At 72.2% G+C, this 23,863-nt stretch carries 21 protein-coding genes; 12 read left to right on the top strand and 9 right to left on the bottom strand.

All coding sequences use genetic code 11. From position 1 onward, the window contains the following. Positions 1-17 precede the first annotated feature (17 nt). Both ybiA and AN215_RS03000 read right to left on the bottom strand, forming a co-directional pair. Positions 18-584 (bottom strand): riboflavin biosynthesis intermediates N-glycosidase, encoded by a 567-nt coding sequence (gene ybiA / locus AN215_RS03005; protein ID WP_070012326.1) that lies wholly within the window; start codon positions 582-584, stop codon positions 18-20. 119 nt (positions 585-703) lie between these two features. After that, positions 704-1,855: a DUF5925 domain-containing protein gene (locus AN215_RS03000; protein ID WP_079122628.1), complete on the bottom strand. Its 1,152-nt coding sequence runs from the start codon at positions 1,853-1,855 to the stop codon at positions 704-706. Between the two features lie 208 nt (positions 1,856-2,063). Between AN215_RS03000 and AN215_RS02995 the strand changes: the two genes are divergently transcribed. After that, complete coding sequence (locus AN215_RS02995; RefSeq protein ID WP_070012327.1) at positions 2,064-2,330, top strand: hypothetical protein; 267 nt, start codon at positions 2,064-2,066, stop codon at positions 2,328-2,330. Positions 2,331-2,507: 177 nt separating this feature from the next. On the opposite strand, the gene AN215_RS02990 is transcribed toward AN215_RS02995, so the two are convergent. From AN215_RS02990 to hmgA, 3 genes are all read right to left on the bottom strand, one after another. Continuing rightward, positions 2,508-3,719: a type ISP restriction/modification enzyme gene (locus AN215_RS02990; protein WP_171904114.1), complete on the bottom strand. Its 1,212-nt coding sequence runs from the start codon at positions 3,717-3,719 to the stop codon at positions 2,508-2,510. A gap of 167 nt (positions 3,720-3,886) precedes the next feature. Beyond that, on the bottom strand, positions 3,887-4,639 hold the full coding sequence (locus AN215_RS02985) for a GntR family transcriptional regulator (RefSeq protein ID WP_070012329.1): 753 nt from the start codon (positions 4,637-4,639) through the stop codon (positions 3,887-3,889). A gap of 14 nt (positions 4,640-4,653) precedes the next feature. After that, positions 4,654-6,009 (bottom strand): homogentisate 1,2-dioxygenase, encoded by a 1,356-nt coding sequence (gene hmgA / locus AN215_RS02980; RefSeq protein WP_070012330.1) that lies wholly within the window; start codon positions 6,007-6,009, stop codon positions 4,654-4,656. Positions 6,010-6,276: 267 nt separating this feature from the next. Here hmgA and AN215_RS02975 point away from each other — a divergent pair, with 267 nt between their 5' ends. From AN215_RS02975 to AN215_RS02960, 4 genes are all read left to right on the top strand, one after another. Continuing rightward, on the top strand, positions 6,277-8,685 hold the full coding sequence (locus AN215_RS02975) for a molybdopterin oxidoreductase family protein (RefSeq protein WP_079122627.1): 2,409 nt from the start codon (positions 6,277-6,279) through the stop codon (positions 8,683-8,685). 98 nt (positions 8,686-8,783) lie between these two features. Next, on the top strand, positions 8,784-10,202 hold the full coding sequence (locus tag AN215_RS02970; protein WP_079122646.1) for an MFS transporter: 1,419 nt from the start codon (positions 8,784-8,786) through the stop codon (positions 10,200-10,202). Positions 10,203-10,233: 31 nt separating this feature from the next. Beyond that, positions 10,234-11,652, top strand: a complete 1,419-nt coding sequence (locus tag AN215_RS02965; protein WP_070012332.1) for an aldehyde dehydrogenase family protein — start codon at positions 10,234-10,236, stop codon at positions 11,650-11,652. A 66-nt stretch (positions 11,653-11,718) separates the two neighbouring features. Beyond that, positions 11,719-12,804 (top strand): zinc-binding dehydrogenase, encoded by a 1,086-nt coding sequence (locus AN215_RS02960; RefSeq protein WP_070012333.1) that lies wholly within the window; start codon positions 11,719-11,721, stop codon positions 12,802-12,804. 79 nt (positions 12,805-12,883) lie between these two features. Here AN215_RS02960 and AN215_RS02955 read toward each other — a convergent pair whose 3' ends face one another. Then, positions 12,884-13,660 carry a TetR/AcrR family transcriptional regulator gene (locus tag AN215_RS02955; RefSeq protein ID WP_070012334.1) on the bottom strand — a complete coding sequence of 259 codons (777 nt, stop codon included), beginning with the start codon at positions 13,658-13,660 and terminating at the stop codon, positions 12,884-12,886. A gap of 96 nt (positions 13,661-13,756) precedes the next feature. On the opposite strand from AN215_RS02955, the gene AN215_RS02950 reads away from it, so the two are divergent. After that, the gene (locus AN215_RS02950; protein ID WP_070012335.1) at positions 13,757-14,749 is read left to right on the top strand and encodes an ATP-binding cassette domain-containing protein; all 993 of its coding nucleotides are present in this window, start codon (positions 13,757-13,759) and stop codon (positions 14,747-14,749) included. A 58-nt stretch (positions 14,750-14,807) separates the two neighbouring features. Then, positions 14,808-15,554 carry an ABC transporter permease gene (locus AN215_RS02945; protein ID WP_070012537.1) on the top strand — a complete coding sequence of 249 codons (747 nt, stop codon included), beginning with the start codon at positions 14,808-14,810 and terminating at the stop codon, positions 15,552-15,554. Between the two features lie 44 nt (positions 15,555-15,598). Here AN215_RS02945 and AN215_RS02940 read toward each other — a convergent pair whose 3' ends face one another. Further along, a complete protein-coding gene (locus tag AN215_RS02940) occupies positions 15,599-16,222 on the bottom strand; it encodes a TetR/AcrR family transcriptional regulator (protein WP_070012336.1) in 624 nt (207 codons plus the stop codon). 236 nt (positions 16,223-16,458) lie between these two features. On the opposite strand from AN215_RS02940, the gene AN215_RS02935 reads away from it, so the two are divergent. After that, positions 16,459-17,127: a TetR/AcrR family transcriptional regulator gene (locus AN215_RS02935; RefSeq protein ID WP_070012337.1), complete on the top strand. Its 669-nt coding sequence runs from the start codon at positions 16,459-16,461 to the stop codon at positions 17,125-17,127. On the opposite strand, the gene AN215_RS02930 is transcribed toward AN215_RS02935, so the two are convergent. Further along, positions 17,108-17,569, bottom strand: coding sequence for a MaoC family dehydratase (locus tag AN215_RS02930; RefSeq protein ID WP_070012338.1), 462 nt, complete (start codon positions 17,567-17,569; stop codon positions 17,108-17,110). The two genes, AN215_RS02935 and AN215_RS02930, sit on opposite strands and share 20 nt — an antisense overlap. Before the next feature lie 145 nt (positions 17,570-17,714). Further along, the gene (locus AN215_RS02925; RefSeq protein WP_245694166.1) at positions 17,715-18,221 is read right to left on the bottom strand and encodes a hypothetical protein; all 507 of its coding nucleotides are present in this window, start codon (positions 18,219-18,221) and stop codon (positions 17,715-17,717) included. 950 nt (positions 18,222-19,171) lie between these two features. On the opposite strand from AN215_RS02925, the gene AN215_RS02920 reads away from it, so the two are divergent. The 4 genes from AN215_RS02920 (at position 19,172) to AN215_RS02905 (ending at position 23,660) form a co-directional block, all read left to right on the top strand. After that, positions 19,172-20,038 (top strand): SDR family NAD(P)-dependent oxidoreductase, encoded by an 867-nt coding sequence (locus AN215_RS02920; protein ID WP_079122626.1) that lies wholly within the window; start codon positions 19,172-19,174, stop codon positions 20,036-20,038. A 2-nt stretch (positions 20,039-20,040) separates the two neighbouring features. Then, positions 20,041-21,699 carry an AMP-binding protein gene (locus tag AN215_RS02915; RefSeq protein WP_420856206.1) on the top strand — a complete coding sequence of 553 codons (1,659 nt, stop codon included), beginning with the start codon at positions 20,041-20,043 and terminating at the stop codon, positions 21,697-21,699. Between the two features lie 163 nt (positions 21,700-21,862). Further along, on the top strand, positions 21,863-22,480 hold the full coding sequence (locus tag AN215_RS02910; protein WP_420856207.1) for a TetR/AcrR family transcriptional regulator: 618 nt from the start codon (positions 21,863-21,865) through the stop codon (positions 22,478-22,480). A 178-nt stretch (positions 22,481-22,658) separates the two neighbouring features. Next, positions 22,659-23,660, top strand: coding sequence for an NADPH:quinone oxidoreductase family protein (locus AN215_RS02905; RefSeq protein ID WP_070012340.1), 1,002 nt, complete (start codon positions 22,659-22,661; stop codon positions 23,658-23,660). The last annotated feature ends 203 nt before the right edge of the window (positions 23,661-23,863 follow it).

Raw genomic sequence — 23,863 nt, 5'->3', positions numbered from 1 at the left:
TCCCGCCCGGCTCCCCGCTACGTCGGTGTGCCCGTCCGCGTGAGCAGCCTCGTGCGGGCCTCCATCAGCGCGAACCCCAGCAGGTTCTGCCCGCGCCACTGGGAGGGGTGACGCACCCGCTCGTCGTCCGCGGCGAGGCCGACTCCCCACACCCGGTCCAGCGGGCTCGCCTCCACCAGCACGCGGCTGTTGGTGCCGAGCAGGAACTCGCGCAGCTCGCCGTGGTGCTCGAACTTCCGCAGGCTGCCCTCGACCACGATGGCGAAGCGTTCGCGCTCCCACACGGCCTGGTCGAAGCCGCGCACCGAGCGGCCCGCGGCCTTCGCCTGCTTGGGGCCACGGGCGGCGACCGCGCGCCGCTCCGCATCCTCGTCCCCGAACAGACGGGCCTTGCGGGCCATCATCCAGTGTTCGGCCGTGGCGTACTCGACGCCTTCCGCCTCGAAGGGCGCATGCCACCACTGGCTCAGGCAGCCCTTGCCGATGCCGCCGTCCCGCCGTGGCCGATGGCCCCAGAAGTAGAGGTACTTGAAGCGCTCACCGCGTGCGGTGCGCTCAGCGAGTTCAGCGACGTTATCGACCATGGCGTGATTCTGGCAGCGCAGAGCCGCATCGTTCGACCCTTTATCAGGTGCGGGCACCGGCGTGGTGCCGCCGCACTTGATGTGCCGTCACACTCACGCCGGGGCGCGCGCACCCCGCCTCAGAGGTAGAGGCCGGAGCCCTCGCGGTCGTTCTGCGCGGGAACCGCGGCCGGTGAGGTGCCCTTGCGGAGCGCGAACAGCTCGGCCAGGGTTGCGCCTCCGCGGCCCACGCCCTCCTCCGAACCGAGCCAGCCCACCGCCTCGGAGCGGCTGAGCGCGCCGACCTCGATACGGGCCAGGCATCTGCCCGGCCGTACAACCGCGGGGTGCAGCCGCTCCAGGTCCTCGTTCGTGGTGACACCCACCAGCACGTTGCGGCCCTGGCCGAGCAGACCGTCCGTCAGATTGAGCAGCCGGGAGAGCGCCTGGCCCGCGGCATGCTTCGCCTCGCCGCGGATCAACTCGTCGCAGTCCTCCAGGAGAAGGAGCCGCCAGCGCCGGTCGTCGGAGTCGCCGTCGTCGGCGCCGATGGCGATGTCCATCAGATAGCCGATGTTGTTGAACAGATGCTCCGGATCGAGGACGCAGTCCACCTGGCACCAGTCGCGCCACGAACGGGCGAGCGTGCGGAGAGCCGAGGTCTTGCCCGTGCCCGGCGGACCGTGGAGCAGCAGCAGCCGCCCGGAGATCTCGTCCGGGGTGACCTTCATCAGCCCGTCCATGGCGCCGGCCACCCGCGCCGTGTAGTTGGGACGCACCTCCTGCCAGGTGCCCGCGGTGATGGCACGCGTGGTGCGGCGCGGGCCGCGCATGGGCGAGTGGTACCAGAAGCCCATGGAGACCTTGTCGGACTGGCGCTCCGGCTCGTCCTCCGCGTCCTTGACCGCCTCGTCCAGGCGCTTCTGGGCGAGTTCGCCGCTGACCGCCGTCACCGTGACGTCCGCGCCGTGCGTCCAGCGTGAGACCAGAGCCGTCCAGCCCTCGCCCTCGGCAAGCACCGTGCTGCGGCTGTCGTCCCGCGCCTCGCGCAGCACCGTCGCCTCCGAAGGCAGCAGTGTGCGGCCCTTCTTGACCCGGTCGACGGAGCGACTGCGCGAGTAGGGCTGCTCCCCGTTGGTGAAGCGGCCCAGGAAGAGGGCGTCGATGACGTCGGACGGCGAGTCGGTGTCGTCGATGGTCAGGTACGGAGTAATCGCGTGCTCCGGACGGGTCGGAGAGGTCAGAATCTCACTCCTGTCGGTGGCGGCCGGCTTGCGGGGCTGTGCTGACATGGCTCACATGATCCGGCATCGAGTGCCCCGGCGCACGCACGTTTCCGCCCGTGGGGCGGGACACGGATACGTATCACAGGGCGTCCCGGATGTTCGTCAACGCGCCTGTGGGGCAGGTGAATCCTGTGACCGGGATACACGGGTGGAGCAGTCGGGCGTTAGGGTTGCTGTGCCCGGGCCTCGTGCCCTCGTACGGGTGGGGAGAGTCATGGAACAGATAACAATGAGCGGCAGGGCGCGAGTGCCTGCGATCAAATGCGGTACGGGCGCGACGAGTTCGCGCCTGGACCGGCATCTGGCTGTGCTCGCCGGCCCCGCCGTGCCGCAGGGTGAGACGGAAGAAGCGACTTCGCTGATGCGTGAGATCACCCGGCGAGATGCCGCGCGGAGCCGGACGGGAGTCCGGGGCACGCGCGTCTCGCTGTTCGCGCCGCTGCGCAAACTGCGCCGCACGCTCTTCGGCGGTCGCGGCTGAGCTTCCTTCCGCAGACAGTTCCCCTGCGCCTTCGGCCCGGGGAGACCCCATCCCTGGACCTCGGGGCGGTGGCCGGTTCGCCGGCCGCCGCCCCACGGTCGTGTGTGCCGGGCTCCGTGGCTGCCCCGTCCGCGTACGGGCGGTCCCGCGACGGCCCCGCTCAGGTCCCGACTCCCGCTAGAGCAGTGCGAGTTGGCCGTCCGGGCCCTCCTCCGGTACGTCGAGGACCGACGCCGGGCGGCGGGAGCGCGGCGGCACCGGAAGCAGCCCGGCGCGGTCGAGCCCCGTCCGGCCGATTCCCCCGCCGGACGCCGTGCCGGATTCCAGCGCCCGCGCCAAGTCCCGTTGTTCCGGGCGGAGTCCGTCCAGCAGCGTCAGCACCGTGATCAGCTCCAGCAGCTCCGACGTCCACTCCTGCGGCCAGCTCCGGGGCCGTACGGCCGCGAGGGTCCCCGCTGCTTCGGGCGGCGGCGCCGCACGCTCGGCGAACCAGGCCTCCAGCACGCGCCCGCCGCCCGCCTCGAACTCCCAGGCCGCCCGCGCCACCGGCGACACTCGTCCGTCCCCGACATGCAGCGTCCGCTCCTCCGCGTCGTGTACGAGCTCCTCGGGCGGCGGCGCCGCGGTGGGCAACGGGGCCCGCACATACGGGCGTCGGCCGCCGGGCAGCCGCGGGCGCCCGCCGCCGTCCACGCCGGCGAACCGTGCGCCCCGCGTGTGCAGCCGGATGATGCGGCTGCCCAGCGCCACTCCGCTCCGCCACAGCTCCGGATCCGAAGTGAGCGGCACCGCCCGCCCGCCGGGCCCCGGCCGGGCCGCGGCGGCGGTCCACGCGAGCACGTCCTGCGGCGTCACGGGCACACCCAGCCGGCCGGCGAGATGCTCCAACAGGCCGGGGAGGAGGTTGGGTTCACGGCCGCCGGGGCGCCGGTACAGCGGGCGGATGCGACCCGGCCGTCCCGCGTGCGTCCGCCCGTCCGGCAGCAGAGCCGTGAAGGTGAAGAGCGGCCCGGGATGCCGCTGGTCGTGCGCGGTCTCCACCAGGTGCGTCTGATACGCGTCGCTCACCCGCCACAGCTGCGGGCGCGCCGCGTCGATGAGCCGGTGGTCCGGGATCAGCCACTGGTGGTCGTAGGGACCGTGCAGGACCGGGACCGGCTCCGGGCAGCCCCCGTGCTCCCGCGCCAGTCGCCCGTCGTGCGCCGGCATCCCGGGCAGCGGCGCGACGGCGCTGCGCAGCGTACGGGAGCGGCTGGGGGCGAACAGGGCCGAACGCGCGGTCTCGTCGCCGGTGCGGATCAGCGCGTTCCAACGGGCGCGCAGCGACGCGGCGTCCGGCCCCGCGACCCATCCGCGGCCCAGGCGCAGCGGCGCGACGGACCAGGGCATCACCTCGTCGAGCAGAGGCGCGTCGCCGGGATGTGCGTCCTGGTTGCCGGTGCCGTCGTCGCTCACCGCTCGATGCTACGAGGGGGCACCCACAGCCGTCAGGGGCGCGTGTCACCGGCGCCGGCGGCATGCCACGGGCGGGGAGGCCAACTGCCCTTCCGCCGCGCTCAGTCGGCCTGGACGGTCACCGAGAAGGAGAAACGGTCACCGCGGTAGTGGATCAGCGCGACGTCCACGGCCTGCCCGTTCTCGTCGTACGTCACGCCCGTGTAGTGCAGGATCGGGCTGAGCAGCGGCACGTCCAGCAGCTTCGCCGTCTCCGGGTCGGCCAGCCGTGCCTCGACGGTGTCGGTGATCCGGCTGATCCGGACGCCGACACCGTCGCGCAGCACCTTCGTCATCGGCCAGCCGCGCTCCAGGTCGGCGGGGTCGATGCGCGGGGCGACGCGGGGATGGATGAAGTTCTCCGCCCAGTTGGTCGCCTCGCCGCTGTCCCGGTCGCGGCGCAGCCGACGGTACGCCGTGGCCTCCGTGACTCCGGGGAAGTGCTCGGCCAGCTCGGGCGGCAGCGCGGCCGGCCCGTGCCCCAGCAGCGTCGTGAGGTCGCCCGACTGCTGGGCCACGATCGTGTCGACCGAGCCCAGCAGCCGTACCGGCCTCGCCCTGCACGCGTCGGGTTCGATGAAGGTGCCGCGCCTGCGGTGCCGGGAGATCAGCCCTTCCGCCTCCAGCTCCTTCAGCGCCTGCCGCATGGTCAGCACGCTCACCCCGTAGTGCTCGGCGAGACGTTCCTCCGTCGGCAGCCGCAGGGGTGCCTGCGGCGTACGGCCGAGTATCGAGGCACGCAGCGACTGCGAGACCTGATACCACAGCGGCAGCTTGCGGTTGAGCTCCAGCGAGTCGGGAGCGAAGACGGACACGGGAACACCCCCACCTACGGCCGGAACTGGCGCTGGAGACCCTGCCACACGTCGTCGTACCCGGACTGCAGATGGGAAGCCTCCAGCGCCTGTGCGGTGGCGATCACCGGCCAGCGCGTCTCGAACATGAAGGCCAGGCCGTCGTCGATCTTCTGCGGTTCCAGCTCGGCCGAGCTCGCCCGCTCGAAGGTGTCCCGGTCCGGTCCGTGCGCGGACATCATGTTGTGCAGGGAGCCGCCGCCGGGCACGAAGCCCTCCGCCTTCGCGTCGTAGGCGCCCTCGATGAGGCCCATGTACTCGCTCATCACGTTCCGGTGGAAGTACGGCGGGCGGAAGGTGTCCTCACCGACCAGCCACCGTGGCGCGAACACCACGAAGTCCACAGCGGCAAGCCCCGGGGTGTCGGACGGCGAGGTGAGCACGGTGAAGATCGACGGGTCCGGGTGGTCGTAGCTGATGGTGCCCATCACGTTGAAGCGGCGCAGGTCGTAGACGTACGGGACGTGGTTGCCGTGCCAGGCGACGACGTCCAGCGGCGAGTGGTCGTAGCGGGCCGTCCAGAGGTTGCCGCAGAACTTGTTGACCACCTCCACCGGCCGGTCCGCGCCGTCCTCCTCGTAGGCGGCGACGGGAGCCATGAAGTCCCGTGGGTTGGCGAGGCCGTTGGCGCCGATCGGGCCCAACTCGGGCAGTGTGAAGGGCTGTCCGTAGTTCTCGCAGATGTAGCCGCGCGCCTGCTCCTCCAGCAGTACGACGCGGAAGCGCACCCCGCGCGGGATCAGCGCCATGTGCCCGGGCTCCGCTCTCAGCAGCCCGAACTCGGTGTGCAGCAGCAGCCCGCCGCGCTCCGGGAGGATCAGCAGTTCCCCGTCGGAGTCGCAGAAGACGCGGTCGGTCATGGAGGCGCCGGCGGCGTAGAGGTGCACGGCCATTCCGCTGCGCTGTGCCGCGTCGCCGTTGCCGCCCAGCGTCCACAGCCCGTCGACGAAGTCGGTGCCCTGCGGCGGGTCCGGCAGCGGGTTCCAGCGCATCCGGTTCGGGTCGGGCTCCGCCTCGGTGAAGGGCGCGCTGCGCAGGCTCCCGTTGCCGGTGCGCCGGAAGCGGGGATGGGCGGCCGAGGGGCGGATGCGGTAGAGCCAGGACCGGCGGTTGTGTGCGCGCGGCTCGGTGAAGGCGGTGCCGCTGAGCTGCTCCGCGTACAGGCCGAGCGGGGCGCGCTGCGGGGAGTTCCGGCCCACGGGGAGCGCGCCGGGCACCGCTTCGCTGCTGTGCTGGTTGCCGAAGCCGGAGAGGTGGCTGAGCCCCTGCGCCGTCTTGCGTGCCTGCTCCTGGTCCGCCCTGCCGCTGCCGGCACCGGTGCCGAGGGTCATCGGATGCTCCCGCCGCTCATGTATCCCCCTGAATTCCTGTACATGACCATAGGAATAAGGGGTGCCCGCGTCAATGAGGCCGGACCGCGGCGGCCGCGCGCGCCGGGGCGCGCTCTCCCGCGGACTCCGCAGAGCGCGGACCGGGCCCGGACGCGCCGGGTCGTGCCCGTAACCCGTGTCACGTTCACCGGCCTCGCGGGCGAAGTCCCGCTTCCAGGGCCTACAGTTCACGGCACGGAGTGACACAGCACGGTCCGAGGGAGCGCGATGACCGCGACCGGTACGCCCGACACGTCCGCAGGAGCCGTCCGCGACGGCGCCCGCACCCCTGAGGAGACCGGCACCGGGCTGCGCATCTGCCCGCTGTGCGAGGCGACATGCGGTCTCACCGTCACCGTCGAGGACGGACGGATCACCAGGGCACGCGGTGACCGCGACGACGTCTTCAGCCACGGCTTCGTCTGCCCGAAGGGCGCGTCGTTCGGCGAACTCGACGCCGATCCCGACAGACTGACCCGCCCGCTGGTGCGCGACGCGGACGGTCAGCTGAAGGAGACCGGCTGGGACGAGGCGTTCGCGGCGGTCGCCGCCGGACTCGGCCCCGTGCTGGCGGACGGCGTGGCCGACGCCGTCGCGGTCTATCTCGGCAACCCCAATGTGCACACCATGGCCGGCGCCCTCTACCCGCCGCAGCTCCTCGGCGCGCTGCGCACCCGCAACTTCTACACGGCCAGCACCCTCGACCAGATGCCCAAGCACGTCTCGTGCGGGTTGCTCTACGGCGATCCGCAGGCCATACCCGTGCCCGACATCGACCGCACCGACCATCTGCTGATCCTGGGCGCCAACCCCGTCGAGTCCAACGGATCGCTCGCCACCGTCCCGGACTTCCCCGGCAGGCTGAAGCGGCTGCGCCGCCGCGGGGGCCGCATCACCGTCGTCGACCCGCGCCGTACGCGCACCGCGAAGCTCGCCGACCGGCATGTGCCGATCCGGCCGGGCAGCGACGCGCTGCTGCTGATGGCGATGGTGCAGGTGCTCTTCGACGAAGGGCTCACCGACACGGGGGAGCTCGGCGAGCACCTGAGCGGCGTCGGCGAAGTACGGGAGCTGGCCCGGGAGTTCACGCCGGAAGCCGTCGAGGACGCCTGCGACGTCCCCGCGGAGGACATCCGCGCCCTCGCGCGCGAGCTGGCCGCCGCACCGCGCGCCGCCGTCTACGGCCGAGTCGGCTCCTCCACCGTCGAGTTCGGCACCCTCACCAACTGGCTCGTGGACGTCCTCAGCGCGCTGACCGGCAATCTCGACCGGCCCGGCGGCTCCATGTTCCCGCTCTCCGCCACCGCACGGCGGCCGCGCCCGGCCGGAGCCGGAGCCGCGGCGGGCAGGGGATTCGAGCTGGGACGCTGGCACAGCAGGGTCAGCGGGCACCCCGAGGCGAAGAGGGAACTCCCGGTCGTCGCCCTCGCCGAGGAGATCACCACTCCCGGCGAGGGCCGGGTACGGGCCCTGATAACCCTCGCCGGCAATCCCGTGCTCTCCGCACCCGACGGCGAAGGCCTGGAAGCGGCCCTCGCCGGGCTGGAGTTCATGGTCAGCCTCGACCCGTACCTCAACGAGACCACCCGCCACGCGGACGTCGTGCTGCCGCCGGCCAGGCCCAGCCGCACCCCGCACTTCGACTTCGCCTTCAACGCGCTGCCCGTACACAACCAGGTGCGCTACACCCGCGCCGTCGTCGCACGTGAGGAGGGAGAGCCGGACGAGTCGGAGATCATGGCGCGGCTGCTGCTCTGCCTCGCCGGCACCCCCGACGCCCCGGCGCACACCGTCGACGACGCCGTGATCGCCCGTACGCTCGGCAAGGCCGCCGCCGACCCGGACTCGCCCGTGCACGGCAAGGACCCGGAAGAGCTCGCGCGGCAGCTGACCGGACGGGACGGAGTCGAGCGGCGCCTGGACATGATGCTGCGCCTGGGCCCGTACGGAGAGGGCTTCGGTACCGACCCGGAAGGGCTCAGCCTGGACAGGCTCCTGGAGAACCCGCACGGCATCGACCTGGGGCCCCTGCGCCCGAGGCTGCCGGAGCTGCTGCGCACCCGCTCGGGCACCGTCGAGCTCTGCCCGGAGCCCGTCCGTGAGGACGTGCCGCGGCTGCGGGCGGCGCTGCGGCGGCGCACCTCGGGCGAGAGCCTCGTGCTCGTGGGGCGGCGCCATCTGCGCTCCAACAACAGCTGGATGCACAACGTCCCCGCCCTGCGCGGCGGCACGAACCGCTGCACCCTCCAGGTCCACCCCGACGACGCCACACGGCTCGGCCTCGCCGACGGCGCCGGTGCACGCGTCACCGGCGACGGGGGAGAGGTGACGGCACCGGTCGAGGTGACCGACGCGGTGCGCACGGGCGTGGTCAGCCTGCCGCACGGCTGGGGCCACGACCGGCCGGGTACGCGGATGCGGGTCGCCGCAGGGGACCCCGGCGTCAACGTCAACCAGCTCCTGGACGGAAAGCTGCTGGACCCGCTCTCAGGGACCGCGGTGCTCAACGGATTCCCTGTGCGGGTGGCGCCTGCCGGAGCTGGCGGTCCTGGGGCGGCGGGCGGTTCCGCAGCGGCCGGGGACTCTGACGCTGCTGACGCCGCTGCCGGAGCCGCAGCCGTTCCGGGTTCCGGGTGACTCCTGCGCCTCCGCCCCAGGAGCCGTCCCCCGTGCCGCCGCGCCGCTGGCTGCTGCGCCTGATCGTCTCCTTCACCTTCCTGCAGGGCGCGGTGAGCATGGCGCGGCCCGCCGTGTCCTACCACGCGCTGGAACTCGGCGCCGGTCCCCGTGCCGTCGGCGTCATCACCGCGGCCTTCGCGCTGCTGCCGCTGGTCGTCGCCGTGCCGCTCGGGCGGCGCACCGACACGCGGCGGTGCGCTCCGCTGCTGCCCGTCGGGGCCGCCGTCATAGCCGCCGGATGTGCGCTGGCGGCCACGGCGCCCTCCCTCGTCCTCCTCGCCGCGTGGAGCACCCTGCTGGGTCTCGGGCACCTGGTGTTCATGATCGGCGCGCAGTCGCTCGTGGCGCGGCAGAGCGGCCCGGACGAGTACGACCGCAACTTCGGGCACTTCACCGTCGGCGGCTCCATGGGCCAGCTCATCGGGCCCCTGCTGTCCGGCCTGCTCGTGGGCGGGGCGGGCGCGGGCGCGTCCGCCGGCGGGCCAGGACCGGGTGAACACGGCAGCGCCATCGCCCTGTTCGGCTCCGGGGTGCTGACGCTCTGCTCGTACGCGACGCTGTGGCGCATCGAGGGCCGTGCCGCCCGGCGCACCCACGGCAGTGACCGCGCGGACGGCGGAGCTCGGTCCGCGCCCTCCGCACCGTCCGCTCCCTCCGCGCCGGTGCCGGTCCTGGGCATCCTGCGGGCCCGCGGAGTCCCCGCGGGCATCTTCGCGTCCCTCGCCGTCCTCTCCACCACGGACGTCCTCACCGCCTATCTGCCGGTCGTCGGCGAGGAGCGGGGCATCGCACCGGGCGTGGTGGGTCTGCTGCTCAGCCTGCGGGCCGCGGCGTCCGTGCTGTCGCGTCTCGTGCTTCCCCGGATGACGGCCCGGCTGGGCAGGCAGTTGCTGCTCGTCCTCAGCTGCCTCGCCGCGGGCGCGCTGTGCGTGCTGCTGGCCGTGCCGGTTCCGGTGTGGGCGCTCGCCGCGGCGCTGGTGCTGCTCGGGTTCTGCCTCGGGGCCGGCCAGCCGCTGACGATGAGCACGGTCGTACAGGCCGCGCCCCACAGTGCACGGTCGACGGCGCTGGCGCTGCGGCTGACCGGCAACCGGCTCGGCCAGGTCGCCGCTCCCGCCGGCGCCGGTCTGCTCGCGGGGGCGGGCGGGGCCGCCGCGCCGTTCGTGCTGCTCGGGGTCGTGCTGATGGGGGCCGCGGGGACGGCCGCGCGGGTACGGGCCCGTACGTCCGAGGCAGGTGCGGGGCGGAAAACGGGCCACCGGGACGCACACCCCGCAGGGCACCGCGACGGGCGCGGCGGCGGCCACGTCGTCGCGCCCCGGGACGGACACCCGACGGACACCCCCACGGACACCGCGACGCAAACCCAGACGGCGACGGCGTCGGTGACGGTGACCGCGGCGGGAGGGCGGCGACCGTCGCCAACGGGGAGTGCCGGGGCCGCGGGTGACCCACGGCACCCGCCGCCGTACTGACACCTCAAACTAGCGGCGCTAGTTTGGGTCCATGCAGGCACACGACGGTATGTACATCGACGGCGCGTGGCGGCCGGCGGCGGCCACGGAGAAGCTCGAAGTCACCAATCCGGCGGACGGCACCGTCATCGGGACCGTGCCGGCGGGCGGTGCGGACGACGTGGCCGCGGCGGTTCGGGCCGCGCGCGCCGCGTTCCCCGGCTGGGCCGCGACCCCGCCCGCCGAACGCGCGGCGCTGCTGGGCGCGTTGCACGACGTCCTCAAGGCCCGCCACCAGGAGATCGCCGAGACCGTCACCGCGGAACTGGGCTCCCCGCTGGCCTTCTCCCAGGCGGTGCACGCCAGTGTGCCGGTCGCGGTCTGCGGAAGCTACGCGAAGCTGGCGGCCGACTACCCCTTCGAGGAGGAGATCGGCAACTCCCGTGTCTTTTACGAGCCGGTGGGCGTCGTCGGCGCGATCACCCCGTGGAACTACCCGCTGCATCAGATCGTCGCCAAGGCCGCCCCCGCCTTCGCCGCCGGGTGCACCGTGGTGCTCAAGCCGGCGGAGGACACGCCGCTCGTGGCCCAGCTGTTCGCCGAGGCCGTGCACGAAGCCGGCCTGCCCGCGGGTGTGTTCAATCTCGTGACCGGCTTCGGCCCCGTCGCGGGGCAGGCGCTGGCCGCGCACGAGGGCGTCGACCTGGTCTCCTTCACCGGGTCCACCGCCGTCGGACGGCAGATCGGCTCGGCCGCGGGCGGGTCCGTCAAACGCGTCGCGCTCGAACTGGGCGGCAAGTCCGCCAACGTCATCCTGCCGGGTGCGGATCTGACCAAGGCCGTCAACAAGGGCGTCGCCAACGTCATGGCCAACTCCGGCCAGACTTGCAGCGCCTGGACCCGCATGCTCGTCGACTCCGAGCACTACGACGAGGCGGTGCGCATCGCCGCCGAGGCCGTCGGGAAGTACGTGCCGGGCGATCCCAAGGAGGAGACGACGCGGATCGGGCCCGTCGTCAACGCCAAGCAGCACGCACGTGTCACCGGCTTCATCGCCAAGGGCGTCGAGGAGGGCGCGAGGCTCGCGGCGGGCGGCCCCGGCGCTCCCGAGGGATACGAGGAGGGCTGCTACGTACGCCCGACCGTCTTCGCCGACGTGACGCCGGGGATGACCATCGCCCGGGAGGAGATCTTCGGCCCGGTGCTGTCCATCCTGAAGTACGAGGACGTGGACGACGCCGTCCGCATCGCGAACGACAGCGTCTACGGACTGGCAGGCGCCGTCTGGGCGAAGGACGAGGAGGAGGCCGTCGCCTTCGCCCGCAGGCTGGAGACGGGGCAGGTCGACATCAACGGCGGCCGCTTCAACCCGCTCGCGCCGTTCGGGGGGTACAAGCAGTCCGGAGTCGGCAGGGAGCTGGGCCGGCACGGACTGGGGGAGTACCTGCAGACCAAGTCCCTCCAGTTCTGACGGAGTTCAGGAGTTCAGTCCCCAGCACCACTTCCTCAGCCGGAACTCACTTGCCAGGAGCCCGACATGGTCCGCGCCGCCGTACTCTCCGCCGTCGGAACGCCGCTCGACGTCACCGGCATCGATCTGCCCGGTCCAGGGCCGGGCCAGGTCCGGGTGCGTCTGGCGGCCGCGGGCGTCTGCCACTCCGACCTCTCGCTCTCCAACGGCACGCTGCGCCAGCCCGTACCGGCCGTGCTGGGCCACGAGGGCGCGGGCACCGTCGTGGCCGTCGGCGAAGGGGTCGAGGGGCATGCGCCCGGTGACCAGGTCGTCCTCAACTGGGCGCCCTCCTGCGGGGAATGCCACTTCTGCGGCACGCTCGCCGAGCCGTGGCTGTGCGTGAACGCGAACGCCGGGACGACGGTCCCCTACGCGCGCACGAACGCGGGCGAGGACATCTACCCCGGCCTCTCCTCCGCGGCCTTCGCGGAGGAGACCGTCGTCTCGTCCCGCTGCGTGCTGCCGCTGCCCGCCGGGGTGCCGCTCACGGACGCCGCCCTGCTGGGCTGCGCGGTCCTGACCGGATACGGGGCGGTGCACCACAGCGCCCGCGTGCGAGCAGGGGAGTCCGTGGCCGTCTTCGGGGTGGGCGGCGTCGGCCTGGCCGTGATCCAGTCGGCGAGGCTGGCCGGAGCGGGAGAGGTGATCGCGGTCGACGTCTCCCCGGAGAAGGAGGAGTTGGCCCGGGGGGCGGGAGCGACCGGTTATCTGACCGCCTCCGACACCACCGCGAAGGAGATCCGGAAGCTCACGGGCGGCTTCGGCGCGGACGTCGCCGTCGAGTGCGTCGGCCGCGCCGAGACCATCCGTACCGCGTGGAACTCCACGCGGCGCGGCGGCCGTACGACCGTCGTCGGCGTCGGCGGCAAGGAGGAGCAGGTGCGGCTCTCCGCCCTGGAGATCTTCCACTTCGCCCGCACCCTCAGCGGCTGCGTCTACGGCAACTGCGACCCGGCACGGGATCTTCCGGTGCTCGCCGAGCACGTACGCCGGGGACGGCTCGACCTGGGCGCGCTGGTGACGGAGCGGATCGGCCTGGAGGACATTCCGGCGGCCTTCGACGCGATGCTCGCGGGGCGCGGGGGCCGTGCGCTGGTCGTCTTCGACTAGGGCCTGTCGTTTGGATCTTCGTGGATCCCGCGGAGATCCGAAGGACAGGGACTGGGGGCCGGCCGGCGCAGCCGCCGTTTCAGGGTCCCGAGGCGGCGTCCGGCACGTCCGGTGTCCGCCCGAGGTACACCTCGATGCCGTCCAGGATGCGCTCCAGGCCGAAGCGGAAGTCCACGTCCTGGTCCTCGTCCGTCCCGTCGAAGACCCCGGCGTCCAGGACCTCGTGCAGCGCGGGGAATTCCTGACGCCCGGTCAGCATCGCGAGCTGCCGGCTGTAGCGGGGGAGGAGGGTCTCGTCGGTGTCGCCTGACGCCGACATCGCGGCGGCCAGCTGGCTCTCCAGCAGCGCCTGGCTGCGCACGTACTGGCTGATCAGCAGCAGCGCGGCCATCTGTTCGCCGGGGCCCAGCCCCGCGGCACGCAGGCAGCGCAGCCCGGCCTCCATCCACTTGACGGAGTTGGGCGTCACGGGCGGTCCGCTGACGGGCACTTCGGCGATCCACGGATGGCGGCGTGCGACCGCCACGTACTCCATGCCCCAACGGACCAGCCCCGCCCGCCAGTTCTCGTCCTCCACGGGCGCGGGCGCCGGGCCGGACACCGCGTCGGCCATCAGCGTGACGAGCTCCTCCTTGGCGGAGACGTACCGGTAGAGCGACATGGTCGAGACGCCGAGTTCGCCCGCCACCCTGTTCATCGAGACCGAGCCGAGCCCTTCCGAGTCCGCCACTGCGGCACCGGCCTCGACGACCCCGGCGAGCGTCAGCGCACGCTTGGGCCCCTTCTTGGGCTGCTCCCGGAAGCCCCAGGCCAGCTCGACGCTGGAGGGCAGTCCGGTCGTGGTGTTCTCGTTCATCGCCCTGCTTCATGAGCCGTTTGACAACCGTTCTTCTGCGTATACCCTACACAGTAGGTAATGCGTATTCCATACGCAGAAGAAGGGGGTGGCGCGATGCCCGACACGGCGATCGAAGCGGTGGGGGTGACGAAGTCCTATGGAGCGCTGCGCGTTCTCGACGGTGTGGACCTCGCGGTGCGGCGCGGCAGCGTGGCCGCGCTCCTCGGTCCGAACGGCGCGGGCAAGACGACGATGGTGCGCATTCTGGCCACGCTGAGCGCGATGGACGCCGGGCAGGCGACCGTGGCCGGGTACGACGTCCGGCGGGAGCGCGGCAAGGTGCGCCGCAGGATCAGCCTCACCGGGCAGTACGCGGCGCTCGACGATCTGCAGACCGGCATGGAGAACCTGTGCATGATGGCCGAGTTGGCCGGGATGCCCCGGCGTGCTGCGAAGTCGCGCGCCGCCGGACTGCTGGAGCGGTTCGACCTCTCCCGCGCCGCCGGACGGAGGGTCAGGACGTACTCCGGCGGCATGCGCCGCAGACTGGACATCGCCGCGGGACTCGTCGGCGAACCCTCGGTGATCTTCCTCGACGAGCCGACCACGGGTCTCGACGTACGCAGCAGGCAGAGCATGTGGTCCGTCATCTCGGACCTCGCACGGTCCGGAGTGACCGTTCTGCTGACCACGCAGTACCTGGAGGAGGCGGACCGGCTCGCCGACCGGGTCACGGTGCTCGACGGAGGCCGGATCGTCGCCGACGGCACTCCCGCTCAGCTCAAGCAGCAGGCCGGCGGGCACAGGCTGGACCTGACGGCTGCCGACCGCGCCGCGTTCGGGCGGCTGCGTGCCGGACTGGGTGCGCGAGTGATCGCGGCCGACGCGGAGGAGCGGAAGCTCAGCGTCGCCACGGACGGGACGGCGGCCCAAGTACGGGCCCTGCTCGACGAGTTCGACCCCTCACGTGACGCCGTCGAGTACTTCAGCACGCACGGGGCCACCCTCGACGACGTCTTCATCGCGCTGACCGGGCGGGCCGCCGCGTCCGGAAGCGGTGCGGAGAGTCAGGTGCGCGGTGACACGGAGGAGGCCGCACATGTCTGAGCTGACGGTGACGCGCGAGGCCGGCCGCCCCTTGGAGGAGGCCCGGCGACTGGCGCCGCTGCACGAGACGTTCACGATGTCGAGGCGCAGCGTACGGCTGACGCTGAGAGAGGTCGACGGGTTCCTGACCTCCCTCATCCTGCCCGTCATGATCATGCTGCTGTTCGTCTACCTGTTCGGCGGCGCGATCGAGACGCCGACCGAGCAGTACGTCGACTTCGTACTCCCCGGCGTGCTGCTGATGTGTACGGGATTCGTCTCCGCCCTCACGGCGACGAGCGTCACGCGGGATATGAGCGAGGGAATCGTCGACCGCTTCCGTTCGATGGGGGTGTCCGGCGGATCGGTGCTGGCGGGGCATGTCGTCTCGAGCCTGGTGCGATGCGGCTGCGCGTCGGCGCTGGTGCTGGCCACGGCGTTCCTGATCGGCTTCCGGTCGCAGGCGGGTGTGCTCGCGTGGACCGGGATCGCCGGTGTGCTGGCCATGTTCGTGTTCGCGGTCTCGTGGCTGGCGGCGGTGTTCGGGCTGCTGGCCAGGACGCCGGAGGGCGCCAGCGGATTCAGCTTCGCGATCATGTTCCTGCCGTACGCGAGCAACGGCTTCGTGCCGGTCGGTTCCATGCCGGGCTGGGTGCAGAGCTTCGCGGCGAACCAGCCCGTCACCCCGGTCGTCGACACGCTGCGGGGCCTGCTGCACGGCACTCCGGCCGGATCGGCGGCGTGGACGGCGGCCGCCTGGTGTGCGGGCATCACCGTGGTCGCGGTCGTGCTCAGCGTCGTGCTCTTCCGCCGCCGTACCGCCTGAGGCGGCGACCGCGGGCCGCTCCGCGCCCGGGCCGGACCGGTGGTTCAGCCCGGGAAGCGGGCGGCCAGGCCGTCGACGATGGCGTGCAGGCCGGTCTCGAACGCGCCGTCGTCGACCCACCGTTGGTGCCTGGCCAGCAGATGCGCCTGGTCCAGGTGCGGGTAGTCGTCCTCGTACAGCGACGCGTCGCCGACGAAGCCGCGGGCGAACGAACCGAGCGCCGAGCCGGCCACGAAGTAGCGCATGAGCGCGCCGATATGGGTGGCTTGTGCCTTGGGCCAGCCCGCTTCGGTCATCCCGCCGAAGACCGCGTCGGCCATCCGCAACTGGCTGGGGCGCCGCCCTGGGCCCTGCGCCAGGAACGGCACGATGTTCGGGTGCGCGCCGAGAGCCGCACGGTAGGAGCGCGCCCACTCCACCAGGGCCTGCCGCCAGTCCGTCCCGTCGGCGAACATCGACACCTCGACCTGCGCGCAGACGGTGTCGGCGGCGGCGTCGAGGATCTCGTCCTTGTTGCGGAAGTGGTTGTAGAGGGAGGGCCCGCTAACGCCGAGTTCGGCGGCGAGGCGCCTCGTGGAGACCGCCTGCAGCCCCTCCGCGTCCACGAGTGCCAGCGCGCACGCGACGATCCGCTCACGGCTGAGCAGCGGCTTGGACGGTCTGGCCATGTGTTGAATGGTAGGGCGGCCGCGGCTGAAAACTAGCGCTGATTGTTTCCCGCGGCCGGTTCCCGGACCGCCGGGTCCCGCCCGGGGTCCGACCGGGCGCCGCCCACGAGCCCCGCACCCGGCCCCCGTTCGCAGACTCCCGTCCGCGCCCCCGCCCGGCCCCGGTGACGGGCGCTCTAAGCATCTGCTCAGCCGTCGATGTATGGTGTTCGACCGTCGACGGGAAGGGCACAGGCATGGCATCGCAAGCGGAACCCCGGGTCGCCGCAGCCGACGAGTCCTTCGAGGGGGTCTCCCCGGACGCCGCCCGGCGGCTGCTGCTGGGTGCCGTGGAGGCGTTCGCCGAGCGCGGCTTCCACGCCACCACCACCCGCGACATCGCGAGCCGTGCGGGCATGAGTCCCGCCGCTCTCTACATCCACTACAAGACCAAGGAAGAGCTCCTCTTCCAGATCAGCAAGGTCGGGCACGAGCGCTCCGTCGGCGTGCTGGCCGAGGCAGCGGACGGCGGCGGCAGCGACGCCGAACGGCTGGGCCGCGCCGTGCGGCTTTTCGTGCGCTGGCACGCCGAGCACCACACCACCGCACGCGTCGTGCAGTACGAACTGGCCGCGCTCGGCGAGGAGCACTACGAGGAGATCGTCGGACTGCGGCGCCGCAGCGAGGAGATCCTCCGCGGAGTACTGGAGAGCGGGGACGCCTCCGGCGAGTTCGAGGTCGCCGACATCCGCGGCACGACGCTCGCGGTGATGTCCCTCTGCATCGACGTCGCCCGCTGGTACAGCCCCTCGGGCCGCAGAACACCGGACGAGATCGGCACCCTCTACGCCGATCTCGTCCTGCGCATGGTCGCCCCGCAGGGTGCGCGGGACGGCCAGGGTCCCGCTACCAGAAGTACCGGCTGAGGCTTTCCGCGACGCACACCGGCTTGTCGCCGCCCTCACGCTCGATCGTCACCTTCGCGGCGACCTGCACTCCGCCGCCGGCCTCCGTGACGTCGACGAGTTCCGCCCGTGCGCGCAGCCGTGAGCCGACCGGCACGGGCGCGGGGAAACGCACCTTGTTCACGCCGTAGTTGACGCCCATCCGGATCCCCTCGACGCGCATGATCTGCGGTACGAGGGCGGGCAGCAGCGAGAGCGTCAGATAGCCGTGCGCGATGGTCGTACCGAAGGGGCCGTCCTTCGCGCGTGCCGGGTCGACGTGGATCCACTGGTGGTCGCCCGTCGCGTCCGCGAACAGGTCGATCTGCTTCTGGTCGATCTCCAGCCAGTCGCTGACGCCGAGTTCCTGGCCGACCGCGGCCACCAGTTCGTCGGTCGAGGTGAAGACCCGGGGCTCCGCCATCCGTACAACCTCCCGCATGCGTGTCGCGCCGCCGGTTGCTAAGCGCCCGCTCAGCATGCTGCGGCGTCGTCGCGCGTGTCAACGCCCGTAGGGGGCGGGAGGTCCTGTGCTGTTGTCGTGGCGCTGTCGTCCTGCCGGTTGAGGGTCAGCCCTGCGAGGCGGCCATCGAACCGAGTCCGGGGCGCAGCCCGCGGCCGCGGCCGGCAAGGCGGAGGACGTCCTTGCCGACGTCCTTGTCCATGGCGGTGATCATCCGGCGCAGCACGTCCGCAAGCCGCGGCGTGGGCGGCGTCGACGGGTCACAGGGAAGCAGCGACCTGCCGCCCCACGTCAGGCGGTGCCATTCGTCGTGCGGCGCCGGCTGTCTGATGCCGTGGCGCTTCTCGGCTCTGCGGCGCATCGCGACCTGCGACTCGTACTCCAGCCACACCGACCGCGCTTCCTCGAGCTCTTCGAGGGCGGCGATCAGCAGCTCCGGGTCGGGTTCGCGGTCGTCGGGGCCGAAACCGGCGCGGGCGCACAGGTGCTGCCACGTCGCGCGGTGCCCGTACGGGGCGAAGCGCTCCAGGCATTTACGCAACGCCTGGCGACGCTGGGAGGGTGCCCTGTCTGCGTCGCGTACCTGCTCTGCGAGGGCTCTGAAACCGGCCAATCATCCCACCTCCGACGGAGTGGACCCGACTCGTCGGCGATATGACGTAAGTGCCGCGCAATCGGATCCCCCCGTTGCGAAGTCATTTATTTCAGGTTGTCCGGGCGTTCCGCTCCACCGGCCTTCCCGGGCTCGTGAACTACCCCCGCATCACGCGGGCACTCGCCCCCCGCGGGAATTCTCACGTGGTTCTCATGACTTCTCACAGAACTCTCATCAGTCGTGAAGGCCTCGCAACGAAGGGCTCTGACGCGTGAGTCCGCGGTGGAGGAGCACGGAGGAAATGTGCTCTCTGCCTGCACGGATACATGATCCGGTCCGGGTGTGCCAACGAGGGCGGGCTCGCGGCCGGTTGGCGCCGAAACGTTCCCGCCGACGTCTCCCGCGCGGTGTCCGGCGAGTAATGACTGCCGCAGGGTGGAGAGGAAACCACCGGGTGGACAGGGAGACGATCACCGTCGCGCGGTGCCCCATTCGGTCCGTATTCGGAACTGCCGGCCAGGTGGCAAGGGGCGACTTCCCGGTCGGCGCGGAGGCCGGTGAGCGGAGGCCGGTGAGGAGTTCGCGAAGACGTTTCCCGGAATCGCCGGCTCCGCCGTCCGCGGCCCCGGGACGCGCGCCTCGAAGACGCCTCCGGGGCGCCGGACTTCGGGCGTTCCTTCGGCCTGATGATGATTGCCCGGGGTCACGGGGCACATGCCCTTGCCGGTGACTCCCGTCACCACGTGCCGGGCGCCGGCCGCGGGACCTGCCCCCCGCCCGCGGGTCCCGGGCGGTGAAGTCCCTGGTCAGCGATGCGGCGCCGGACCTGCCTGCGGCGCCGGTCACGTCCTGGCGCCGGCCCTCTCCCGCATCCGGGAAGCGGTTCTCCTCTTCCCCCGGCCATACCGACTGGTTAGTCTGCCGCCGCGGGGAGAGCCGGAGTGAGAGTGCGAAGGGGAGTTGCGGGGATGGAGTCTTTGCGCGGCAGCACAGTGGTCGTCACCGGAGGGGGCGGCGGCATCGGGGCGGCGATGGCCCGCCGTTTCGCGGCCGAGGGCGCCCGGGTCGCCGTCAACGACCTCGACGCCGCCAAGGCCGGGGCGGTCGCCGAGGAGATCGGCGCCGTCGCGGTGCCCGGCGACGCCTCGTCGATCGTGCCGGTCGCCCGCGAAGCCCTGGGCGGCACGATCGACACCTTCTGCGCCAACGCGGGCGTTGGGCACCACGGCGGCCCGGAAGCGGGCGAAGAGCTGTGGGAGAACGCCTGGGACGTCAACGTGATGGCGCACGTGCGGGCCGCACGCGAACTGGTGCCCGGGTGGCTGGAACAGGGCCGGGGGCGGTTCGTCGCGACTGTCTCGGCGGCCGGGCTGCTCACCATGCTCGGATCGGCTCCCTACAGCGTGACCAAGCACGCCGCTCTCGCCTTCGCCGAGTGGCTGTCGGTGACCTACAAGCACCGTGGCATCGACGTGCATGCCGTGTGCCCGCAGGGCGTACGCACCGACATGCTGGCCGCGACAGGAACCGCCGGTGACCTGGTGCTCGCGGAGACCGCGATCGAACCGGAGGACGTCGCCGACTCCCTCTTCGAGGCGATGCGGTCACGGCGCTTCCTCGTACTGCCGCATCCCGAGACCGCGGGCTTCTACGCGGCACGCGCGGGCGACCCCGACCACTGGCTGGGCGGCATGAACAAGATGCAGCGCAAGCTGGAGTCCCTGCTCGCCCAGGAGGCCCAGGAGGCAACCGGCGGCCGGGAGCCGGCCGGGCACCATGACGCCGCCGCGGCAGGGACGGGCCCCGCCGACGCCGCGAAGGGGACGGCACGTTGACGGTGACGTACGAGGACAAGCCGTGGCTGAAGCAGCTCAACGACGTGCAGCGAGCCCCCGTGCACCCGCCGGAGACCGTGCTGCACGCCTTCCGCGAAGCCGTACGCACCGTCCCCGACCGCACCGCCCTCGCCTACTTCGACGGCCACGTCAGCTACCGCGATGCGGACGCCCTCTCCGACGGAGTGGCCGCGCACCTCGCCGGACGGGGCTTCCAGCACGGTGACCGGCTCGCGCTGATGCTGCAGAACAGCCCGCACTTCGTGCTCGCGCTGCTGGGCGCGTGGAAGGCGGGTGCGGTGGTGGTGCCCGTCAACCCCATGTACAAGGCAGGCGAAGTCGCACACGTGCTCCACGACGCCGAGGCGACGGCGCTGGTGTGCGACGAGCGAGCCTGGGAGCAGTATCTGCGGGCGACGGCGGCCGATTCGCCCGTACGCATGGTGCTGACCGCCTGCGAACGGGACCTGCAGTCGCGGGACGACCCGCGCGTACTGGATTTCGAGCGAGCCGCCCCCGCCGAGGACACGGACGACCTGCTCACGGTCGCGCGAGCGGGCGGCACGTCCCCGGGGGGACGTGAACTGACCGGCGCCGACACGGCGTTGATCAGCTACACGTCCGGCACGAGCGGCACGCCCAAGGGCGCGATGAACACCCACGCGAACATCGCCTACAACGCCGAGCGTCAGCACACGGGACTCCAACTGCCCGACGGCGCCTGCATCTTCGTCCTCGCACCGCTGTTCCACATCACCGGCATGGTCTGCGAGCTGTCCGCCTGCGTCGTCGGCCGCGGCACCCTCGCTCTCGCGTACCGCTTCGAGGCCGGCGTCGTGCTGGACGCGTTCATGGAGCACCGTCCGGCCTACACCGTCGGCCCGTCCACCGCCTACATGGCGCTGGCGGCGCACCCGCACGCCACGCGTGAGCACTTCGCCTCCTTCCGTCATCTCTCCTCGGGCGGTGCGCCGCTGCCGCCCGCGCTGGTGGAGAAGTTCGGGGCGGGCTTCGGCCCGTATCTGAGCAACGGCTACGGGCTCACCGAGTGCACCGCGCCGTGCGCGTCGGTGCCGCCGGGGCGGCAGGCACCCGTCGACCCGGAGTCGGGCACGCTGGCGGTGGGGGTGCCGGGACCGGACACGGTCGTACGCATCGTCGACGACGAGGGCAGGCCCGTACCTCTGGGGGAGCACGGCGAGATCACCGTACGAGGACCCCAGGTGGTGCCCGGATACTGGCGCAGGCCGGAGGAGTCCGCCGCGGCGGTACCCGGCGGTGAACTTCTCACCGGCGACATCGGGTTCATGGACGCCGACGGCTGGCTCTACGTCGTCGACCGCAAGAAGGACATGATCAATGCCTCGGGGTTCAAGGTCTGGCCGCGCGAGGTCGAAGACGTCCTCTACGGCCATCCCGCGGTGCGGGAGGCGGCCGTCGTGGGCGTCGGCGACGAATACCGGGGCGAGTCGGTCAAGGCGTACGTCAGCCTCCGCCCGGGCGCGGCGGCCGTACCGCAGGAGCTGATCGGCCACTGCAGGGAGCGGCTGGCGGCGTACAAGTACCCGCGCGAGATCGAGATCCTGGGCGACCTGCCCAAGACGACCAGTGGGAAGATCCTCCGGCGGGAACTGCGTTCCCGCGGTGACAGCGGCAAGTGACGAGACGGCGGCGGCCGGCGCGGAGTACGCGGTGAGCAGGCGCACTGAGAGAGGCAGGTGAGGGCACATGGCCACATCTGGAACGGCGCCCCGCACCGGCGCCCACGGCAGGAGAGGTGCCGGCGGCACGGCGCCCGGCGCGGCTGCGGAATCGGCTGCGGACGTGCCTGGGGAGACGGCCGGGGACGTGGCCGGGGAGGCGGCTCCGGCCCCCGCGCCCGTACCGCAGCGGCTGATGGCCGCCGCCACGCGGCTGTTCTCCGAGCGAGGCTACGACCGCACGTCGGTGCAGGAGATAGTCGAGGCGGCCGGGGTCACCAAGGGCGCCCTCTACCACTACTTCGGCTCCAAGGACGATCTGCTGCACGAGATCTACGGGCGGCTGCTCCGGCTCCAGCAGGACCGCCTTGACGCTTACGCCGACGCGCAGGAGCCCGTCGAGGAGCGGCTGCGCCGGGCCGCCGCCGACGTCGTCGTCACCACCATCGAGAACCTCGACGACGCACTGATCTTCTTCCGCTCCATGCACCAGCTCAGCCCCGAGAAGCAGAAGCAGGTGCGGGCGGAGCGCCGCCATTACCACGAACGCTTCCGCGACCTGGTCGCCGAGGGGCAGCGCAGCGGCGTGTTCAACGCGGCCACGCCCGCGGACCTGGTCGTGGACTACCACTTCGGCTCCGTCCACCACCTGAGCACCTGGTACAGGCCCGACGGACGCCTCGGGCCGCAGGAGGTCGCGGACCATCTCGCGGACCTGCTGCTGCGGGCGCTGAGGCCCTGACCGGGGCCCGCGGTCATGCGGGAGGCGTCATGCAGTGCTGCGCGGCTGGGTATGAGCGTGCACCCGGGCCCGTACCGACGCGGGCCCGTACGCGGCGAGCGGCCGTCCTCGCAGGACGGCGGCCGGTCGCGGGACGAGCGAAGAACAATCAGGCAACTACGTTCCGGAGGTAGCACCGGTGAAGGCATGGCGCGTCCACAAGAACGGCGAGCCGCGCGAGGTGATGCGGCTGGAGGACATTCCCGACCCGGAACCCGGCGCGGGCGAGGTGCTCGTACGGGTGCGCGCCGCCGCCGTCAACTTCCCCGACGCGCTGCTGTGCCGGGGCGAATACCAGGTCAAGCCGCCGTTCCCGTTCACGCCCGGCGTGGAGCTGTGCGGCGAGGTCCTCGCCGTGGGCGAGGGTGCGGAGGGCACCCCGGGGGGCGACGCACCCGCGGCCGGTGACCGCGTCATCGCCCAGCCCGCCCTTCCCATGGGCGGTTTCGCGGAACGTACGCTCGTGAGCGCGGCGAGCGTACGCAAGGCGCCCGAGGCACTGGACGACGCCGAGGCCGCCGCGCTCCACATCGGCTACCAGACGGGCTGGTTCGGGCTGCACCGCCGGGCCCGGCTCCAGCCGGGGGAGACTCTGCTCGTGCACGCTGCGGCGGGCGGTGTGGGCAGCGCGGCCGTACAGCTCGGCAAGGCCGCGGGCGCCCGTGTCATCGGCGTCGTCGGCGGCAGGTCAAAGGCGGAGACGGCGCGTGAGCTGGGCTGCGACGTGGTCGTGGACCGGCGCGAGGACGACATCGTGGCCGCCGTGAAGGACGCAACCGACGGGCGTGGCGCGGACGTCGTCTACGACCCGGTCGGCGGCGACGCCTACGCGAAGTCGGTCAAGTGCATCGCCTTCGAAGGCCGCATCCTCGTGGTCGGTTTCGCGAGCGGCGCCGTCCCCACGCCCGGCCTCAACCACGCGCTGATCAAGAACTACTCCGTCCTGGGCCTCCACTGGGGCCTGTACAACACCAAGGACCCGGCGGCGGTGCAGGCCTGCCACGAGGAGCTGACCGCCCTGGCGGCGGACGGCTCGGTCAAGCCGCACATCAGTGAACGTCTGCCGCTGGAGGAGGGGGCGAGCGCGGTCCAGCGCGTCTTCGACGGCATCACGACGGGGCGCGTGGTCATCCAGCCGTGAGCGTGGGGCCGTGCGGCCGGCCGCCCCGGGCCGGGACTTCGGTATCGCACGGGCGAATTGACGACGGGCTCGGCTCCGGAAGCGGCCTGCACCAGCTTCCCCATCGCCCGCGTATCACCGGCGAGCCGCGCCCGGCTGCCCAACCGCGGTGCGGAGCGGGCCACTTCCGGCCGCGGTGCCGGAGTCAGGTGCTCAGCCAGGCC

The sequence above is a fragment of the Streptomyces abyssalis genome, from assembly GCF_001751365.1.
Taxonomy (GTDB): Bacteria; Actinomycetota; Actinomycetes; order Streptomycetales; family Streptomycetaceae; genus Streptomyces; species Streptomyces abyssalis.
Note: the sequence above shows the minus strand (reverse complement) of the source record. Positions and strands in the feature narration are given on the sequence as shown.

What these genes read in the sequence shown, in the direction of transcription:
- ybiA (WP_070012326.1), bottom strand. Translation starts at nt 584, where the DNA reads ATGGTCGATAACGTCGCTGAACTCGCTGAGCGCACCGCACGCGGTGAG.
- AN215_RS03000 (WP_079122628.1), bottom strand. Translation starts at nt 1,855, where the DNA reads ATGTCAGCACAGCCCCGCAAGCCGGCCGCCACCGACAGGAGTGAGATT.
- AN215_RS02995 (WP_070012327.1), top strand. Translation starts at nt 2,064, where the DNA reads ATGGAACAGATAACAATGAGCGGCAGGGCGCGAGTGCCTGCGATCAAA.
- AN215_RS02990 (WP_171904114.1), bottom strand. Translation starts at nt 3,719, where the DNA reads ATGCCCTGGTCCGTCGCGCCGCTGCGCCTGGGCCGCGGATGGGTCGCG.
- hmgA (WP_070012330.1), bottom strand. Translation starts at nt 6,009, where the DNA reads ATGACCCTCGGCACCGGTGCCGGCAGCGGCAGGGCGGACCAGGAGCAG.
- AN215_RS02975 (WP_079122627.1), top strand. Translation starts at nt 6,277, where the DNA reads ATGACCGCGACCGGTACGCCCGACACGTCCGCAGGAGCCGTCCGCGAC.
- AN215_RS02970 (WP_079122646.1), top strand. Translation starts at nt 8,784, where the DNA reads ATGGCGCGGCCCGCCGTGTCCTACCACGCGCTGGAACTCGGCGCCGGT.
- AN215_RS02965 (WP_070012332.1), top strand. Translation starts at nt 10,234, where the DNA reads ATGCAGGCACACGACGGTATGTACATCGACGGCGCGTGGCGGCCGGCG.
- AN215_RS02960 (WP_070012333.1), top strand. Translation starts at nt 11,719, where the DNA reads ATGGTCCGCGCCGCCGTACTCTCCGCCGTCGGAACGCCGCTCGACGTC.
- AN215_RS02955 (WP_070012334.1), bottom strand. Translation starts at nt 13,660, where the DNA reads ATGAACGAGAACACCACGACCGGACTGCCCTCCAGCGTCGAGCTGGCC.
- AN215_RS02950 (WP_070012335.1), top strand. Translation starts at nt 13,757, where the DNA reads ATGCCCGACACGGCGATCGAAGCGGTGGGGGTGACGAAGTCCTATGGA.
- AN215_RS02940 (WP_070012336.1), bottom strand. Translation starts at nt 16,222, where the DNA reads ATGGCCAGACCGTCCAAGCCGCTGCTCAGCCGTGAGCGGATCGTCGCG.
- AN215_RS02935 (WP_070012337.1), top strand. Translation starts at nt 16,459, where the DNA reads ATGGCATCGCAAGCGGAACCCCGGGTCGCCGCAGCCGACGAGTCCTTC.
- AN215_RS02930 (WP_070012338.1), bottom strand. Translation starts at nt 17,569, where the DNA reads ATGGCGGAGCCCCGGGTCTTCACCTCGACCGACGAACTGGTGGCCGCG.
- AN215_RS02920 (WP_079122626.1), top strand. Translation starts at nt 19,172, where the DNA reads ATGGAGTCTTTGCGCGGCAGCACAGTGGTCGTCACCGGAGGGGGCGGC.